The 17,398-nt window shown below is 49.8% G+C and carries 16 protein-coding genes; 10 read left to right on the top strand and 6 right to left on the bottom strand.

The features are described from left to right. Positions 1-31 precede the first annotated feature (31 nt). The 3 genes from HGH92_RS03475 to HGH92_RS03465 form a co-directional block, all read right to left on the bottom strand. Entirely contained in the window at positions 32-724 is a 693-nt protein-coding gene (locus tag HGH92_RS03475) for a GDSL-type esterase/lipase family protein (RefSeq protein WP_168869360.1), read from the bottom strand. A 26-nt stretch (positions 725-750) separates the two neighbouring features. Further along, a complete protein-coding gene (locus tag HGH92_RS03470; protein ID WP_168869359.1) occupies positions 751-2,136 on the bottom strand; it encodes a glycoside hydrolase family 28 protein in 1,386 nt (461 codons plus the stop codon). 84 nt (positions 2,137-2,220) lie between these two features. Continuing rightward, positions 2,221-2,853 (bottom strand): DUF6000 family protein, encoded by a 633-nt coding sequence (locus HGH92_RS03465; RefSeq protein ID WP_168869358.1) that lies wholly within the window; start codon positions 2,851-2,853, stop codon positions 2,221-2,223. A 109-nt stretch (positions 2,854-2,962) separates the two neighbouring features. Between HGH92_RS03465 and HGH92_RS03460 the strand changes: the two genes are divergently transcribed. From HGH92_RS03460 to HGH92_RS03440, 5 genes are all read left to right on the top strand, one after another. Beyond that, positions 2,963-3,439 (top strand): hypothetical protein, encoded by a 477-nt coding sequence (locus tag HGH92_RS03460; RefSeq protein WP_168869357.1) that lies wholly within the window; start codon positions 2,963-2,965, stop codon positions 3,437-3,439. Between the two features lie 96 nt (positions 3,440-3,535). Continuing rightward, the gene (locus HGH92_RS03455; RefSeq protein ID WP_168869356.1) at positions 3,536-4,738 is read left to right on the top strand and encodes an acyltransferase family protein; all 1,203 of its coding nucleotides are present in this window, start codon (positions 3,536-3,538) and stop codon (positions 4,736-4,738) included. Positions 4,739-4,746: 8 nt separating this feature from the next. Then, the gene (locus HGH92_RS03450) at positions 4,747-5,781 is read left to right on the top strand and encodes a sensor histidine kinase (protein WP_168869355.1); all 1,035 of its coding nucleotides are present in this window, start codon (positions 4,747-4,749) and stop codon (positions 5,779-5,781) included. Next, on the top strand, positions 5,778-6,488 hold the full coding sequence (locus HGH92_RS03445) for a LytR/AlgR family response regulator transcription factor (RefSeq protein WP_168869354.1): 711 nt from the start codon (positions 5,778-5,780) through the stop codon (positions 6,486-6,488). Before HGH92_RS03450 ends, HGH92_RS03445 begins: the two co-directional genes overlap by 4 nt. A 66-nt stretch (positions 6,489-6,554) precedes the next feature. Next, positions 6,555-7,133, top strand: a complete 579-nt coding sequence (locus tag HGH92_RS03440) for a DUF4142 domain-containing protein (RefSeq protein WP_168869353.1) — start codon at positions 6,555-6,557, stop codon at positions 7,131-7,133. A 51-nt stretch (positions 7,134-7,184) separates the two neighbouring features. Here the strand turns inward: HGH92_RS03440 and HGH92_RS03435 are convergent, their stop codons facing one another. After that, complete coding sequence (locus tag HGH92_RS03435) at positions 7,185-7,679, bottom strand: YdeI/OmpD-associated family protein (RefSeq protein WP_168869352.1); 495 nt, start codon at positions 7,677-7,679, stop codon at positions 7,185-7,187. 30 nt (positions 7,680-7,709) lie between these two features. Next, positions 7,710-8,537, bottom strand: coding sequence for an alpha/beta fold hydrolase (locus tag HGH92_RS03430; RefSeq protein WP_168869351.1), 828 nt, complete (start codon positions 8,535-8,537; stop codon positions 7,710-7,712). A gap of 98 nt (positions 8,538-8,635) precedes the next feature. Here HGH92_RS03430 and HGH92_RS03425 point away from each other — a divergent pair, with 98 nt between their 5' ends. The 5 genes from HGH92_RS03425 to HGH92_RS03405 all read left to right on the top strand — a co-directional run bounded on the left by HGH92_RS03425 (position 8,636) and on the right by HGH92_RS03405 (position 14,401). Continuing rightward, positions 8,636-9,505: a helix-turn-helix domain-containing protein gene (locus HGH92_RS03425; RefSeq protein ID WP_168869350.1), complete on the top strand. Its 870-nt coding sequence runs from the start codon at positions 8,636-8,638 to the stop codon at positions 9,503-9,505. Positions 9,506-9,617: 112 nt separating this feature from the next. Further along, positions 9,618-10,244, top strand: a complete 627-nt coding sequence (locus HGH92_RS03420) for a GrpB family protein (RefSeq protein ID WP_168869349.1) — start codon at positions 9,618-9,620, stop codon at positions 10,242-10,244. 248 nt (positions 10,245-10,492) lie between these two features. After that, complete coding sequence (locus HGH92_RS03415) at positions 10,493-11,722, top strand: thioredoxin family protein (protein ID WP_168869348.1); 1,230 nt, start codon at positions 10,493-10,495, stop codon at positions 11,720-11,722. Between the two features lie 185 nt (positions 11,723-11,907). After that, positions 11,908-13,284 (top strand): SpoIID/LytB domain-containing protein, encoded by a 1,377-nt coding sequence (locus HGH92_RS03410; protein WP_168869347.1) that lies wholly within the window; start codon positions 11,908-11,910, stop codon positions 13,282-13,284. A gap of 217 nt (positions 13,285-13,501) precedes the next feature. Beyond that, on the top strand, positions 13,502-14,401 hold the full coding sequence (locus HGH92_RS03405) for an alpha/beta hydrolase family protein (RefSeq protein WP_168869346.1): 900 nt from the start codon (positions 13,502-13,504) through the stop codon (positions 14,399-14,401). A gap of 53 nt (positions 14,402-14,454) precedes the next feature. On the opposite strand, the gene HGH92_RS03400 is transcribed toward HGH92_RS03405, so the two are convergent. Then, complete coding sequence (locus tag HGH92_RS03400) at positions 14,455-17,340, bottom strand: triple tyrosine motif-containing protein (protein ID WP_168869345.1); 2,886 nt, start codon at positions 17,338-17,340, stop codon at positions 14,455-14,457. Positions 17,341-17,398: the final 58 nt, after the last annotated feature.

The raw sequence follows: 17,398 nt of genomic DNA, 5'->3' as shown, positions 1-17,398 counted from the left end.
GTCCCGCAGTCTGCAAATGTTTGAATATCAGTTAGTGCAGATAGCCGCCTTTTTGCAGGACATCGGCCCATACCGCATACCCTTCTGGTTTGAGGTGAAGCCCGTCCATCGTGAGTTCCGCCCTGAGATGTTTGTCTGCGTCGAGAAAATGCGGATAGAGATCGATGATGGTAACGTGGCTGCCTTTCAGTTGCCTGATTTGTTCATTCAGCCAAAGGATGTGTTCATCCTTACCATAGTGGTTTTTGAATTTGTTGAAAGCCGCATTCACCGGCAACAAGGTATAAAAATAGATCTGTGTTTTCCTGGAGCCTTTGCGGATACGGCTGATAATGGTTTTGTAGTTACGGAGAATGACGCTGTCAGGAATATTCCGGGATACGTCATTGATGCCTATAAGGACGAATATTTTAGCGGGCTTGCCGGCAATTACTTCGTTGAGCCGTTCCAGTACCCCGAAGGTGATATCTCCTGAAATGCCTCTGTTGACCGCATTGGGGAGCGACAACAGCTTGCCCCAGTCGGTGCCGGCGGTGATGCTGTTGCCCAGGAACACGAAATTTTTCCGGGTGATTTTTTCCGTATTGAACTTCGCCACCAGTTCCTTGTATTTTCCGGGGCGATGGGTACTGTCCCACGCCGGGGCCTGTGCCTGTACGTTACCGGTATAAAGGGCGATGCCCAGTAAGGCTCCGGTGAGCCATTTGCAGCATGTGTTGATCATGTAATAATAGCGATTCAGTTTTTATGTTATTGGTTGACGACCATGGCGGGAGCACCATTGAGCCGGCAGCGGTTTGTTTCAAAGCCGGTGACGTCGTTCAGCAGGAAAGTGGGTCTGGCATCGGGTTCCTGCGTTTGCACCTGTACGTCGTCGAAGGAAATATTTTTCGCATGCCGCACATAAAACGCGGCTGCCGGCAGGATGGTGCCAAACATCCGGTTTTCCGGATAGGCGGATGCATTTTCCGGAACAGCAGTAGCATAGCCGGTTGGCGTGCCGCCAGGCGCAATGATACGCACATGGCTGATGGTCACATTTTCCACCGGGTGGCCGGGGATACCGGAGATGCAGGAGCTGAGCCGGCTGGCGCTGCGCGCGATAATATTACTGATGATGACGTTCTTCAGGGTGCTGACGGTATTGCTGGGACCTTTCTTCCGGTCGCCGAGGCGAATGAAAACGGGTGTTTGGATGTCCTGCATGGAAACGCCTGAGATAATGACCTGGTCCATGCTGCCGCCATCCACTACTTCCAGCGCAATACCGGCGATAACGCTGGTGTCGTTGGTGATGCCCATCCATGGAAAACTTTTCTTCCAGTGGCGGCGGTTTTCTTCGGATGCTTTATGAATAACGATATTATTGACGGTGATATTTTTAAAGCCGCTGAAGGAGCCGGTACCAAATTTAAGTGCGTTGCAGTTACTGCGCAGGAGGCAGTTGCTGATGGTAATGTTTTCGCAGGAGGCGTTGATATCGCTTTTGAGGCAGAGGGCATCATCATCGGTATCGATGTTGCAGTCGGAAATGATGACGTTGGAGCTGCCGCTGATGTCGATGCCGTCGTTGTTGAAGTTGCCGTGGCTGTAGACTTTCAGGCCGCGGAGGCTGACATCGTTGCAGCCTTCGTATTTCTGCACCCAGTAGGCAGCGTTGCGGATATGCAGGTCTTTGACCTCAATATGCTGACAGTGATCGAAATGCAGCAGCATAGGGCGGATGGCGCCGGTTTTACTATCATCGCCCAGCTGGAAAGCGGCATGATCGCCCTGGCCGTTGATGGTGCCTTCGCCGCAGAGGATGATATTGGATGCGCCGGCGGCGTAGAGGAGCGCCGGAGCGCCGCCCCTGGCGGGCTTAGGATAAAGGGCCATATCAGCGATGCCGGTGAGGACAGCACCATACTCCAGGTAAACGCGGATGTCAGACGACAGTGTGAGCGGTCCGGTGAGGTAGTTGCCTGCCGGGATGATGACCGTACCCTGGCGACAGTCGCGGATGGCCTGTTGAATGATGGCGGTGTTGTCTGTATGGCCATCTCCCTTGGCGCCCCGGCCTGCGATATTGATGGTGCCTGCAAAGGCGGAGCAGAGCCAGGTGACGGCCACTAGTATCAGAATGCCTGTTTTCATAACGGAATTTTTATTTTATCTGGATGGTAAGAACCATCCGATAAAAATAAAAAAACGTGTTATAAAATGTATGTCTTCATAACATCAGTTTCGCAGGTGCTTGATGACAGCCAGTTGTTCTTCGAGATATTGAAGGGAAAGCCCGAAAGCATGCATCCATTGCTGGCGCAGTTTCTCCCAGTGGGGGAAATGCCGGCTGGTATGATCTGTGCCATTGATCGCATCCAGGTAGAGGGAGGCTTCCATAGCGGCCTGCTGATCAAAATGAAGCTCGGGCCTTTTCAGGTAGTAGTGGAGATATTTGTCTAGGTAGGTGACACTTTTGTTGCTGTTGAAGCTGGCCAGTACCAGGGTGTACATGCTGCCCACGCAACTCAGTTCGCTTTTCAGGAAAAGTGTGCCGATCATATCTTCCAGGTCGGTGTATTGGTTCACCGCGGCAAAATAAGCGCCTACTTTCCTTGTCTGCCAATTGGCGTCACCCAGTAATAAAGTTGTCAAGTCGTGTGTAATCAATGATTTAACCTGGTAGAAAGGCTCAATCCATTCATCATTCCCTGAACCGACATTCATATAGTAAGGTTTCACCCATTGCTGGAGGATGGAGGCGGGCAACTCAAAGCCATTTTCGTGTGAAGTAAGGCTGGCAAAGGGTGACAGGTGTCTGATAATAGCTCCGGCCGCGTGCAGGTCGGTCACTTTCTGCAAGTCATTCATGGTATAGGATAGCTTAATTGAGGGTAATTTACACGTAATGAACTAAAATAACAAATGGCAACATGACGCTATTTTCCGTAAATTCACGGTCACCCCTATACGATGCGTCATGAAAGAACCTGTTGTGATGGAATCCGCCTGGGCCCGGGATCTGTATTGGGCCAACAAACTTGTTTCCTGGATATTATTATTATCGCCAGCCACAATTGTCTTGTTGATTGCCTTGTTTGAAGGCGATGCTGAAGACGTGGTGATTTTTTTATTGCTGTTGACGGGCGTCTGTGCCGCTGCTGTTGTCTGCAGCTTTACCACAGTGCTGAGCATAGAAGGTGACCGGCTGAAGGTGGAATATGTGCAGTATTTCCGTCGGCGGAACCGTTATTTTAGTATAGCCGGCACCGTAATGGAGGTCCGGAAGTATGACGGCATCAAGGGAAAAGGGCTACGGGAAACACCTCCTCATTATTGGCTGCAAATTGTGCAAAACGGGGAGCTGAAATGGCACCTGGACAGCCGCAGAGGGTTTCAGCTGGAAAAAATGCTCCGTTTTGTACAGGCTTTCGCAGTTGCCCGTGCAAGCAGCTGAGGCTGCTTTGTCTGTTGACCGCCCGAAATCGTCCACATGTCAAATATCTTTTACCATGGCCCTGTCAACGGGTAGGTTTGTGTAAAATTGATATTTATGCAAACCTCTTCCCGACAAACTTACCTGGACTGGCTGCGGATCATTGCCATTGCCGCAGTGTTGTTTTTCCATTCCGCGATGCCTTATGTGGCTTACTGGGAATGGCATATCAAAAATAACGCTACCAGCCATGTTTTACTGGAAATGAATGATTTTCTGCACCGGTTCCGGATGCCGCTGTTGTTTTTTATCTCCGGGACGGTGAGTTATTATATGTTACAAAGCCGCAGCGGCAGTGGTTTTCTGGGTCTGCGCTTCCGCCGGTTGTTTGTGCCGCTGCTGCTGGGTATGTTGGTGATCGTTCCGCCGCAGGTGTACCTGGAGCGGGTCACACAGGGCTATCAGGGCAATTTCTGGCATTTTTATGCGGAGATGTTCCGTACCGGCGCCTATCCTAAAGGCAATATCAGCTGGCATCATCTCTGGTTCATCTGTTACCTGCTGGTATATGACATCCTCTGTGCGCCCTTGTTTGTGTGGTGGTCATCTCCCGCAGGGAAAAAATGGCTGCAAAAACTGAATACGCTGGCCACTGGTAAACGGATATACCTGCTGATAGTGCCCAGCGTGATCTGTCATGCTTTCCTGGCCCGTATGTACGGGGAAACCAATGACCTGGTCCATGACTATGCCTATTTCCCTTACTGGCTGCTTTACCTGGTGGCGGGTTTTGTGTGCATCGCCAACCCCTTGCTGATGGACAGCCTGGAGCGGAACCGCCGCAGCTCCTTTGCGGTGGCTTTTGTCAGTATTGTCGCCATCAATTATTTCCGCTGGAACAGCCTGGAGCCGGCGCATGGCTGGCATGGACCGGCAGGCTGGTGTTACACCGCACTGGCGGTTGTCAGCGCCTGGATGTGGGTATTTACCGCGGTAGGATATGGCAAACGGTACCTGAACCGGAAGAGCAGGGTGCTGGGGTATGCCAACGAGGCGGTGTATCCGTTTTACATTCTGCACCAGACGGTGATTGTGATATTGACTTACTATCTGGCCCCCTTGCACGAGGATATCGGGCTGAAATATATTTTTACCGTAGTGGTCACTTTCATGATAAGTATGAGTATCTTCCATCTGTTTATTCGTCCTTATGCGCCGATGCGCTTTCTGTTCGGGATGAAGCCGGCAGCGCGCCGGCAGCCTGTGGCAGAAACAGTGGATAACCTTTCTTTACAACCACAGACAGTACCAGCGACATGAAGTTTTTCATGAAATATATATTCCCCGCGTTATATGGGCTACTGGCGTACTTTACGATCCGCCTGCTGACAGACAGCGTTACCGGCATGGCCTTCTGGCAGCGGTCGTGGGGGCTGAACGGGATGGAAATGGCATTCAGCATCTGCATGGGATACATGTTCATATGGGCTTACAACCGGTTGATGGCCTACTATGACCAACGGTGGCAGGATAACTTTTCCACCAGGCGCATCGCGAAGGAGCTATTGGGCGTGTTCCTGCTCAACCTGGTGGTGCAGAACATCTTCCTGACACCCTTGGTGGCGTTGACAGACAACGGCCTGCAATGGTATGACCTGGTTGATATTAACACGGTCCCGTTGCTTTATGCCCTGATTTATTACGGAATAAGAAGAAGCAGTGCCTATCTACAGGCGTATATTCAAAATAAACTGCAATTGGAAAAAATCACCAATGATAAACTGGACACGGAATTAAAATTCCTGCGGGCACAGTATCATCCGCATTTCCTGTTTAATGCGCTGAACACGATTTATTTCCAGATGGACGATGATGTGGTGGCCGCCAAAAAAACAGTGGAACAGTTTGCGGACCTTTTGCGTTATCAGTTGTATGATCAGCAGGAGATGGTGGGCATCAGCCAGGAGATACAATACATGCAACGTTTCATTGACCTGCAGAAAATACGTTCCTCGCCCCGCCTGCGGCTGCAGCTGTATTTTGACGAGCAGCTGCAGGACGAAAAAGTATATCCGCTGCTGTTTCTGCCACTGGTGGAAAATGCTTTTAAATATATTGGCGGTGATTATCTGCTGCAACTGGAACTACGCAAGCAGGACGGAGATATTTGGTTTCACATCCATAATTCCATTCCGCTTGTGGCGCCGGAGATCGACGGGCTGGCGATCGAACGGGAAAAGGGAATAGGGCTGGAGAACCTGCAACGGCGGCTGGAGCTGCTGTACCCGGGCAGGCATCAGTTTTCCGCGGGAATAAAAGAACACGAATTTGTGGCAGCATTAAAACTCACTTTACAGACATGAACCCGGTAACTATACGTTGTGTGATCACAGACGATGAACCGCTTGCCGCCAAAGGCATCATGGGATATGCCGCGCGAACAGGCTTCCTGGAGGTTGTAGCGGTTTGCGAAGATGCGGTGCAGTTAAACACCGTGTTGAAGCAACAGCCGGTAGACCTGCTGCTGCTGGATATTGAAATGCCTTACATTTCCGGTATTGAGTTTCTGAAGAATTATCCGCAGCCACCGAAGGTGATTTTTACCACCGCCTATGAACGTTATGCCATGCAGGGTTTTGAGCTGGACGTGCTGGACTATCTGCTGAAACCGATCTCTTTTGAGCGTTTCCTGAAAGCGGCGAACAAAGCCTACGATTATTTCGCAGCGCAGCAGACAAGTGTGTCTCCCTACTTTTTCATCAGGTCAGACAAAAAACTGGAGAAGGTACAGTACCAGGATATTTTGTTTGTAGAAGCGCTGGAAAACTACGTGGCCGTATATACGACAGACAGAAAAATTCTGACCCATGCCACCCTCAAATCGGTGGTGGAGATGCTGCCGGCACAGCAGTTTATTCAGCCGCATAAATCGTATGTTGTCAACATACAACATATCGGGGCTATCGAAGGAAATATCCTGCACGTAGCGTCTTTCCAGGTGCCTATGAGCAAGTACCAGAAAGAGGAGGTACTGGAAAAAATTGTTAATAACCGCCTGCTCCGTAAATAAACAGCCCGATGACAGACCTTGTTACAACTGGCATCCCAATTGAGGCTTTTTTAAAAAACCGTGATTATGAAAAAGCTTTGTATTCCTGTGCTGGCTATAGCGCTGATGGCCTGCGGCCAGCAGCATAAACCGGAACAGGCAGAGGGCCGTGACAGTACCGCCGCCGCTACGCACGAAAAAGGCGGGGAGCCGGCGGATGAGCGAAGTTTCCTTAGTCATATGGCCGCGTCTGATCTGAAAGAAATCAAGCTGGGCGAACTGGCTGCCCAGAAAGCCAAAGACCCCAGGGTGAAAAAATTCGGTGCCGATATTGTGAAGGAACGGACAGCTTCCACCTTGCTGTTGCAGGAGATCGCCCGTCAGGAGGGTTCCACACTGGCGCCGCAGCTGAGCCGTGATGACCAGGATGAGATTGGGTTGCTGCGTGACCGCGATAACATGGACCGGGCTTATATTACACGGATGGTGAAAGAACAGAAACGGACAGCTGAAAGACTGGCCCAATATTCCAATGCAAAAGATACAGCCATCAGTTCTTATGTCAGGAGAACTTTGCCAATTGTAAATGCGCGTTATGATGAGGCTAACAAGATCCTCGAAGATATGCGCAAACAGATGAATAACCGTGACATCTCGCATGATTGATTTTAATCCGGCTATCCAGCGGTTTGCCAGTCCTTTACCTGAATAAGTTGATTATTTGATTTTTGTACCGAGATAACTCCTGCCTTCTGCGAGATGATTGATCGCGTCTGCCATGCGTTGTATCCTGGCATCGGGCACACTTACCTCCATCAGCCATTGCAGGCATTTTTCCTGATCGGCAGGTGGCATGGCCTGGAAGTTGCGCAGCGCGGCGGGTTCGTCGCGGAGGCATTCCATAAAGTCGCCGGGAATGATTTCTTTGGTTTGTTGCCCGGCCGGATATAGTATCAACCTGACGCGGTCGCCGGCTTCTTTCTTTATTTGTTTGCGGATGGCGGCTTTTACGGGCAACATCATGACGCCTTTTTTAAAAGGCATCAGGTTGCAGGGAGGCAGCTCATACTGATCAATGAAGCCGTGTACTTTGCGCATACCGAAGTAGCCCTGTTGGCCTTTGGGCACGTCGGGAAGGCGGATGAAAGTCCATCCGCCTTTGCCGTCGAAGCGTTCGAGTAAAAGTTCCTGGTCGATCAGTGGTGTCTCCATAGCTGACAATGGCCACCAAGATAGCTAATTTTATTGCAGGAAGTACAGTGCGATGCGGTTGAAATCTTCCGCCAGTTCCACATTGGACAGGTGTACGGCGGGCAGCATGACCAGCTGTGCGTCCGGAATGGATTCTGCGAGGTAGACGCTGTGTTCCGGTAAGGTAACGGTGTCGTTGTCTCCTCCGATGACCAGTGTACGGTGGGTAATTAACGGGGCTGTGTTACGAAGATCGCTATCGCGTACGGCGGCGAAAGAGCCTGCCAGCCCGGTGGGGGACATGGCCAGTATCACTTCCCGGAAAGGCTGTATGCGGGCGTCATTGGCGGAGATCAGTTTTTCGGGGAACCAGTTGCGGATGAACATCTGTGCAAATGGCGCCATGTCGGCATGCTCCCGGAGGGATTTGATATTGTTGTTGAAGCCGTCCTGCGGGCCGAGATGCGCGGCCGTATGGGCCAGTATCAGTTTGTCTATTCTTTCCGGCATATGAATGGCGATGTACTGGGCGATAAAGCCGCCAAGCGACAGGCCGATGAAATGAACACGGTCGAAGCCGAGGTGGTCCAGCAGTTCAATAACGTCTATGGACATACGGTTTATTGAATAGTCGCCGGCCGGTGAACCGGAAGCACCGTTGCCCCTGGTGTCGAAACGTAAAACTCTGAAATGCGGCGTGAATGCGGCTATCTGCGCATCCCACATGTGATAGTCCGTAGCAATGGAATTAGACAGTACCACCACTGGTTTATCTTCCTCGCCGTCCAGCTGCCAGGCAATGCGTACCCCGTCGGCAGTGGTGAAATATTGTTGTTGGCCTGTGATGATCGCTGTGGCGGTGATGTTATTGTTGTTCATGTTGATATCGTTTTTTGTTTTATTGACAAGTCAAAATTAGGAAGGGCGGCGCTGGTGGCGGAGGTATATACCCGGGTTTATTCTGTATATTTACAGGTATGGAAAAATTACTGTACCGGCCGTTCGATTTACAGGTGTCAGCAGAAGAGCAGTGGGAGAAACTACCACTGGTATATCACTTTTTTGAGATCGTGCATATACTGGAAGGCAGCGGTTCCCGCGAGGTGAACAGGAACAAACTGACTTTTTCCCAGGGTGATACCTTCCTTTTTACGCCCCTGGATTGCCGGGGATTTCACAGCGAAACACCGACACGTTTCTGTTCGATCCGTTTCTCTGAGATATTTATCTCCCAGTATAAACAGGCACAGGACCAGGAGCGTGCGCTCCGGTGGCTGAAACAACTGGAGCACATATTCTTTCAGCACAACCGCTTTCAGTGTATACAGATCACCGATCCGGCAGACCACCGTATTATCGGGCAGCTGATACACAGCATGATTGAAGAACATGAGCAGCAGAAGGAACACTACCAGGAGAATATGCAACATTTTATCTCGCTGTTGCTCAACATACTGGCCCGCAATGTGGCCGACAGCAGCCGGGAAAGTTCCCGCCATGAGACCGAAGAACCACTGATCAACAGCATGCTGGTACATATACATACGCATATCGGGGAACCGGATAAATTAAAAATGGATTACCTGGCCGCCAGTTTCCATCTTTCCGGCAACTATGTGAGCGAATATTTTAAGAAGTTTACCGGTGTGGGACTGCAACAGTATATCAGCCAGTACCGGATTAAGCTGGTAGAACAGCGGCTGCTCAACAGTGCGCTGACGATAGGCCAGATCGCTGACGAGTTCGGGTTCACCGATGAAAGCCATCTTAACAGGGTGTTCAGAAAGCATCATGGCGTGAGCCCTACCGTGTTCCGTAAACCGGCGGTGAAAGGACAGGTCGCATGAACAGTGAAGGCTAAGTCAATAGCAGTTTTAAAGAAGGGATAATGCCTGAAAATGCTATCATTCCTTTTGCCTATTGAGATATTTGTATTTTGCAAGGAAAATAGAAAAGAAGATGTCTGTTGACCGTAACCTGTATAATATTCCTTCGTCGCTTGCTGTGGCTGATATCATTCACCAGGTGGAATCTGACCCTAATGAAGTGCCCTGGGTGCAAGGGGTTCCCAGGAAAGAACAAATCCACATTGAAGATTATGATTCGCAGTGGCCTGTATTGTTTGAAGAGCTGAAAGTTGCGGTGCAACAGGCCCTCGGCACAACAGCCCTGCATATAGAGCATGTTGGTTCCACCGCGGTGGCACAGCTTCCGGCCAAACCGGTGATAGATATAGACGTGACCGTAGCTGATGCTTCGAGAGAAGAGGCGTATGTTCCTGCCCTTGAAACACTGGGCTACCGGCTGGAAGTCAGAGAGCCCTCGTGGTACCAGCATCGTATGCTCAGGCTGGAAAACCCGCGGGTGAACCTGCATGTTTTCAGTCCTGATTGCCCCGAAGCCATCCGGCATATCCTGTTCCGTAACTGGCTCCGGGAACATGCGGAGGACCGTGACCGTTATGCTGCCATCAAATATGAAGCGGCCCGGGGTGTGGAGAATGCAGGCGCTTACAATGTTAAAAAAAATGCTGTGGTGAAAGCGATCTATGAACGCATGTTCACAGCATTGGGATTGGTGGAATAGTTTTTTCTGTTGAACTATTTCAGGACCACTACACTATTCCTGGCTATCATCTTTTTGCAGACGACTGAAAAACAGGCAGGCCATAAGCATAAATGCCGGTACAAATAATGGTTTCATGTCGTTTAACGTTGCGGTGGGACGGTGCTATCCCGTTGCGGTGCCTAGATAAGAATAGGTGATATAACGGCCGGCCATATATGAAATTCCCTTAAATTCGGTCTATATCTTAAACCAACACACAACTAGTTATGAAGAAACTCCTCTTGTTAGCCTCCTGGTTACCTTTAATGGCTGTAGCACAGGATAAGGGCATGCATTTCGAGCACGGCACCAGCTGGGCTGAAGTAAAAGCCAAAGCAAAAGCAGAGAACAAGTACATTTTTGTGGACTGTTACACCACCTGGTGCGGTCCCTGCAAGTACATGTCTGCCAACATTTTCCCCCAGGAGTCGGTGGGCAACTTTATGAATGCCCGGTACATCAATGTAAAGGTACAGATGGACCAAACGGACAAAGACGGTGAAGATGTAAAAAAATGGTATACTGACGCCCGGCAGATAGAAAAGGATTACAGCATACGCGCTTATCCTACTTTCCTGGTGTTTGGACCGGACGGGCAGATCGTAGACCGCCAGGTAGGCGGTGCTGACGCGGAGCAGTTCATCGAAAGATGTGCCGCTTCCCTGGAGCCGGCCAAACAATACTATCCGCAGCTGGCTAAATACCAGGGTGGCCAGAGAGATACCGCTTTTCTGCGTAAGCTGGCTTACCTGGCGCTGGAAAAATATGATCAGGCCAATGCCAATGCGGTGGCCAAAGATTATCTCAGTCAACAAAAAGACCTCTATACACCTGTCAATATCAACTTTGTGAGCAAATTCACCCAAAGCTCCAAAGATCCGGGTTTTGATATGTTCCTGCATCATGCGGACAAAGTGAACAAGGTGCTGGGCGCTGGCAAAGCAGAAGAGAAAGTACTGGCGATTGCGGCCAACGAAGAAGTATATCCCCGTCTGCGCACCAAAGACAACACTGCGCCGGACTGGGCCGGCATTGAAAAAGATGTGAAAGCCAAATACCCTGCTATCGCAGAAGAGCTGATACTGAAATCCAAAGTCAGGTACTACGTATTTACCAAAGATGCAGACCACGCTGTGACCAGCATCGTGGCCTATATGAAAAAATACGGCCACAAAGCAGATCCACAGTCACTGAACGAATATGCCTGGACCATCTTCGAAAAATGCAATGACGCCAAATGCATAGAAGAGGCGTTGGAATGGAGCAAACGTTCTTTCAAAGACAATGAGATCCCTGCTTTTATGGACACTTATGCCAACCTGCTGTATAAAGCCGGTAAAAAGTCGGATGCCCTGGTATGGGAAGAAAAAGCCATGAACAAGGCTGACGGCGACGAGAAAAAGAACTATGAATCTACCCTTGAAAAAATGAAAAAAGGGGAGAAATACTGGGACTGATCCTCGTAACCCGAAAAGTCTTTAATGATAAAGGCGTGCCTGAACTACAGGCACGCCTTTATGTTTTATGTACATCCTCTCTCCGGAAATGCGGTTGCAGTCATAAGTAGTAGTTTCAGTGAAGCAGCACGAAGATTTTATAGATTCCACGGACCTGAAAAACCTTTAACCCAAAATCCATATACATGAGAAAACAATTCCTGATGATCACCCTCGCCGGTTGCGCTATTGCCAGCTCCTGCGAAAAGAAGGACACTGCCGGTAATCCGGACCATCCGTCCAATGCTAAAACCACCCGTATATCGTTCACCGTTACAGACGTTGTTACCGGTTTTGCCGTCCCGGATGCTGCCATTACGGTGAAAGCGCCTGATGGAAAAGAAAGCCGGCTGACAGCCGGAAAAAATGGTGAGGTATCCTTCCCGGCCACCAACGGGAAATTCACTTTCGTGATAAGCGGGCAGGGATATAACCAACTGGAAACCTATTTCTCCGCCGGTGAAGATTCCGTTATCCGCGCGCAGGTCCACCTGGACCCTCAGGTGAATACCGCTGCTGCGAGGAACACGGAAAATGCCAATACCGTCACCATCAGCGGATATTTGAGCGATGCTACCGCCCATGCGCCCCTGGCGGATGTGGCGCTGGACCTGGGCGGCCATACGGCCAGAACAGACAGCAGGGGCTATTTCAGCACCACTTTCCCTGTTGAAGCGCCTGCGGCCGATCTGTCTGTAAAACCCGCAACCATCACCCTCAGTGCTGCCAGGCCAGGGTACGTTACACATGTATTGAAGAATTTCTACCTTATACCCGGCGCCTATACGTTTAAGATCGCGCTCCGTGATGCCGGAGCACAGGCCGCGCAGGCTGATGGCAGGACCGGCAACGAAGAGGTGGAATACCTGAGCCAGGGAATGCTGGACAGAACAGCCGGCGATGCACAACAGCGCGAAGCGTTGGCTGTCGCTGCAGAACGTAGCATGGCGGCCAACGGAAAGGCAGCTGCTGCATTGAGCCTGCCTGCCAGTATCCGCGTAGGGCTCAACTGCTCCTGCCTTACCTGTAGCAGCGTACAGGTCATGAGCCTGGAATCCTATACCGGAACAGGACTTGACAACGAGTGGATTTCCAGCTGGAAAGCCGCTTCCCTGCAGGCGGGCGCGGTAGCTTACCGCTCTTACGGCGCATGGCATGTGCTGCATCCGATAAAAAGCAACTATGATATCTCCAGTACCACCTGCTCACAGGTATGGGGCAGCCAGACCGCTTCGTCCTGCATCAATGCAGCCAGTGCTACCGCAGGTGTCTACCTGTCACAGAACGGCGCTATTTTCAGGTCAGAGTATTCCGCTGAAAACAACAATGCCGGCTGTGGCGACGGATATAGCGGCACCGGCAGTTCATGGCCCTGCATCTCTGATGCCCGTTGCGCCGGACGCGCCACCAGCGGCCATGGCAGAGGCATGTGCCAGTGGGGCTCCAGCTTCTGGGCCAGTGATAAAGATTATCGCTGGATACTGAACCATTACTATAATCCTGGTGGGGTAGTAGTGCAGTAATACCGGTGGCCACCCGGAGATGCCGTTATTACTGTTTCTCCGGGTGTCTCCAACCGTGGCTATGAATTTTGATATTTTTACGATAGTATTGTAAATCTTTCGCTTAACAAAGCTATCGAGTATGCCTATGGGTCATTCAGTACAACTATTCAAGTGGCTGCCGGGAAATAATTTCAAGTCATTGTTTTGTATGGTATGCGGATGCCTGTGGTTTAGCATGCTTACCGCACAAAAAGGCATAGATACGGCTTATGCCGCACAAATTGGAGATTTCCGGCAATGGATAACTATGAAGGGAGATAATCGTAATGCACCATTGTTATTGTGGTTGCACGGAGGACCGGGAGCTTCTGCCATTTCCTACGCCGACAGGTTTACCAATAAACTTCGCAAGCACTTTATCGTTGTGCAATGGGACCAGCGAGGAACAGGGAAAACAGCGACGCTAAGCCCTGACGCTCCACTCTTATTGGCTGCCATACACGAAGATGTACAGAAAGTCATCATACATCTCCTGCAACACTATAACCGGAAAAAACTGTTTCTGGCCGGTAATTCCTGGGGAGGATACCTTGCTATACAGGCAGCGGACAAAGCTCCCGGACTGATTTATGCCTGTATCCTGATCAGCCCGGGTATTGCCATGGGAGAAAGCGAAAAATTGTCTCTCCGGTTTGTGACATCAGAAGCGCAGAAAAGAGATGATCAGAAAGCGCAGACCGAAATAGCATCTATCCATTATCCATTTGAGCGGGAAGAAGATATTTTCCTGCTGCGGAAATGGATGTTCACCTATCATGGACAGAAAGTTTACAAAGCCCTTCCTCCGCAAGAAGAATATTTGAAACTGGCAAGGCCCTGGATGAGTGTTATTAAGCAGTATAATGACTTCAACCCGATAACAGAAATAAAGGAAATCAAATGCCCTTTATATTTTCTGCTGGGCAAAGATGATTATATCACACATCCGGAAGTGGCCGAACAGTTCTATAACAGCGTTACAGCTCCCAAAAAAAAGCTGTACTGGTATAACGCCGGTCACATGATCACACTACAACAACCGGGAAAGATGCAAAACACTATTATAGAAGAAATTCTTCCCGCCGCCGCAAACTAATCCCTTTTATGACAGTATTCAGGATTGATCAGCAATTCCTGTTTGTATGCAGCTTAAATCTGGTTCAGGAAATTACTCAATGACTGCTCCGTTTGCAGGCCGATTTTTTTTCTGATCCTGTACCGGCTTACTTCCACACCCCGGACGGTAATATTAAGCAGCTGGGAGACCTCCTTGGTGGTTAAATTCAGCTTGATGTAGGTACACATCTTCAGATCGGTATTGGTGAGCTGCGGGTATTGTTTTTTCAGTTTGTTCAGGAAACCATCATTGAGTTCGTCAAAATGTGCGGCAAATGCATCCCAGTTGGCATTGATCTTCTCCGTGTCCCTGATCAGGTCAGTGATGCTTTTGATATCGTGGTCATTGTTCGTTTCCTGGGTAAGGCGGGACACTTTCTCCTTTATCTTGGTGAGGGTGTCGGCTTTTTCCATCAGGTGCATACTGGTATTGGCCAGTTCTTTTTTCTTCAGCAGGATCTCCTGTGCTAATTTTTCATTCTGAAGTTTGATGATTTCCTTTTCGTTTTTCTCCAGCTCCAGGTGGTGGATGTATTTCAGTCTTTTTTGCTCTTCCTCGAACTTTTGCTGTTGTACCAGTAATTTATGCTGCTGGTGTCTTTGTATCAGCCATATCAGGCCGGCGAAGAGGGACAGGTAGCCCAGTATGGCCCAGACGGTTTTGTACCAGGGCGCTCTGATCACAAAGCTGTAGGTCGCTACAGCAGATTCATTGTGTTGGTTGTCGCGGGCTTTGATTTTGAAGATATATTTTCCGTTTGACAGGTTTGTATAATCTTTTTCCGTTTTAGTGTCCCAGGCCGACCAGTCGCTGTCATAGCCTTCCAGTTGGTAGCTGTACTCAATGCTTTTGCGGGACTCGTAGGAGGGGGAACTGTATTCAAAATGAAAGGCATTAAAGGCAGCGGGCAATGAGGGGAGTTCCCCGTCGCCAACATGATGATAACCGCCAAAGATGGTACTATCAGCTTTGCCGGTACATTTTACCATACCTAAACGAATGGTAACATTGGGTTTCGCTGCCGCATATCTTTTGTAATCCAGGTGTATCAGGCCTTTTTCATAACCAATGAATACGTTTTCCCGGTTATAGATATATATGTTTTCAAACTTCGGAAGAAGTTGTCCGGTCAGTTCGGGGAAGTAGATAACATTTGGGTTGCTGGTGGCATCGGCAGGGAAAAAATGGATGACCCCTGTTCCTTTTTCGTTGCTAAACCAGATGTTGCCTTCTTTGTCTTCTGTCAGGTAGTGTATTTTTATGTTGCCCAACACCGCAGCGAGGAACGCCGAAGGGGAAAACCGGTTTGTCTGTGGATTAAATTCATAGAGGCCGTGGGCGGTGGCGAAGAGGATCCGGTTTTTTATCTTGAAGACGAAGTTATTTAACGCAGAAGGCAGCCCGTCGTTGGATGTGTACAGCCGGGACGTGTATTTTTTCTTGTCTTGTGATAAGCTGAAGCGATAAATGCCGCGGTAGGGGTGAGATGCCCAGATGTCTCCGTTGTTGTCCAGGGCCATAAAGCGGTAGGAATCGGGCAGGCCGTCCATTTTGCCTTCGTCTTTAAAGTTATCGCTTTCATAGCGGAGCCGTTTCAGGCCGTTGTAGGTGCCTACAACGATATCCTGTGCCGGATATACGGAAGACAGTGGCAGAAAATACCAGCTGCCGGTGCCACCGGAAAGGAGATGGGCTTCGGTGCCCTGTACGTCATAACTGCCGATGTCATTGCCCAACAGCAGGTGCCCGTTGATGTCATGGAGGTTCCAGGCTTCGCGGTTCTCTGTGTTTTTGACGAGCGAGAAATCATCTTTTGTTACACGCACTTCACTATTGCCGGGCAAGGGCGCGCTGTATAACCCGTTGGAAGTACCCACATACAGCCGGTTATGGAATATCCGTGTGGAATATCCGGGCAGGTTGTTGGCTTTGCCGATCTGAAGGTACCTCATGGCGGAGTTGTAATTGATATAACTGATCCCGCTGTTTAATCCGGTCCACAGGTTACTGTTGGCGTCCACGAAAATGCTCAATGCATTGTTGTTTTGAAGCCCCTGTCCATCAGAAAAGCTCTGCCATTCATTATTTTTTATGTTGACTACCAGGCATCCGCCGGAGGAAGTGGCCATGGCAAATTCGGCGTCGTTGATTTTAGCGGTGGTGTTGATATATAAATTATTATGCCCGGTAAAATTTTGTGTGGTGATGGTATTATCATGCAATAAAAAGATACCGTTGGTCCTCGTCACAATGAAAACACTGTCTTTTCCGACAGGCACCATACCGGCAATAAGCACGCCCGCCAGCTTTTTACTCTCCGGCAGTGGCGTCCACTGGCCTTCGTTCAATTGCATCAGTCCTGCCACCCGGTCTGACGCGTAGATCCGGTCGCCGGCGCGGGCCATGAACAGCCATTGGGAACCGGACAGATGTACCCGGACGGATTGACCGTTGTATTCGAAGATGCGGTCGTCGGCCTGGAAAAAGATCCGGTTGCCCATCATGGCAATATGCCATACATCGGCGAACCTGGTATGCTGTTCCGGAATTTTGTTTTTTAAAGAGGTATATGTCAATATGCCATTCGGGCCGGGGGAGAAGTACCCTATTTCGTCTTGTCCTCCGACATAGATTTTCCCGTCATCGCTGATAGCCAGGGACCATATCACGGTATTGTTGGGCAGCGGGTATAATTTCCAGTGACTGCCGTCGAAACTTAGCAGTCCTTCATTGTTGGCAAAATACATGACCCCTTGCTTGTCCTGTGCAATGTCCCAGTTCTGGCTGCCGCCGTGATAATCGAATTTGGTGTAGTTGACCACTGCGGGAATACCTGTTCCGTTTTGGGCGTGTACAGCATGGCAGTATGTTGACAACAGCCCGAAGAAAAACAGCATATTAAGCAAGGTCCTCGTCATATTTCAGGTTCCACCGGTTGATGTAGTAGTATTGTAGTAGTGTCTTTTGCCATAAAAG

This window comes from Chitinophaga varians, from assembly GCF_012641275.1.
Lineage (GTDB): Bacteria > Bacteroidota > Bacteroidia > Chitinophagales > Chitinophagaceae > Chitinophaga > Chitinophaga varians_A.
This window is presented reverse-complemented; position numbering and strand designations above follow the sequence as displayed.

Coding starts and splice junctions, on each gene's coding strand:
- HGH92_RS03460 (WP_168869357.1), top strand. CDS start 2,963: ATGAAAGAACCTGTTGTGATGGAATCCGCCTGGGCCCGGGATCTGTAT.
- HGH92_RS03465 (WP_168869358.1), bottom strand. CDS start 2,853: ATGAATGACTTGCAGAAAGTGACCGACCTGCACGCGGCCGGAGCTATT.
- HGH92_RS03445 (WP_168869354.1), top strand. CDS start 5,778: ATGAACCCGGTAACTATACGTTGTGTGATCACAGACGATGAACCGCTT.
- HGH92_RS03440 (WP_168869353.1), top strand. CDS start 6,555: ATGAAAAAGCTTTGTATTCCTGTGCTGGCTATAGCGCTGATGGCCTGC.
- HGH92_RS03435 (WP_168869352.1), bottom strand. CDS start 7,679: ATGGAGACACCACTGATCGACCAGGAACTTTTACTCGAACGCTTCGAC.
- HGH92_RS03405 (WP_168869346.1), top strand. CDS start 13,502: ATGCTTACCGCACAAAAAGGCATAGATACGGCTTATGCCGCACAAATT.
- HGH92_RS03400 (WP_168869345.1), bottom strand. CDS start 17,340: ATGACGAGGACCTTGCTTAATATGCTGTTTTTCTTCGGGCTGTTGTCA.
- HGH92_RS03450 (WP_168869355.1), top strand. CDS start 4,747: ATGAAATATATATTCCCCGCGTTATATGGGCTACTGGCGTACTTTACG.
- HGH92_RS03455 (WP_168869356.1), top strand. CDS start 3,536: ATGCAAACCTCTTCCCGACAAACTTACCTGGACTGGCTGCGGATCATT.
- HGH92_RS03430 (WP_168869351.1), bottom strand. CDS start 8,537: ATGAACAACAATAACATCACCGCCACAGCGATCATCACAGGCCAACAA.
- HGH92_RS03470 (WP_168869359.1), bottom strand. CDS start 2,136: ATGAAAACAGGCATTCTGATACTAGTGGCCGTCACCTGGCTCTGCTCC.
- HGH92_RS03410 (WP_168869347.1), top strand. CDS start 11,908: ATGAGAAAACAATTCCTGATGATCACCCTCGCCGGTTGCGCTATTGCC.
- HGH92_RS03425 (WP_168869350.1), top strand. CDS start 8,636: ATGGAAAAATTACTGTACCGGCCGTTCGATTTACAGGTGTCAGCAGAA.
- HGH92_RS03420 (WP_168869349.1), top strand. CDS start 9,618: ATGTCTGTTGACCGTAACCTGTATAATATTCCTTCGTCGCTTGCTGTG.
- HGH92_RS03475 (WP_168869360.1), bottom strand. CDS start 724: ATGATCAACACATGCTGCAAATGGCTCACCGGAGCCTTACTGGGCATC.
- HGH92_RS03415 (WP_168869348.1), top strand. CDS start 10,493: ATGAAGAAACTCCTCTTGTTAGCCTCCTGGTTACCTTTAATGGCTGTA.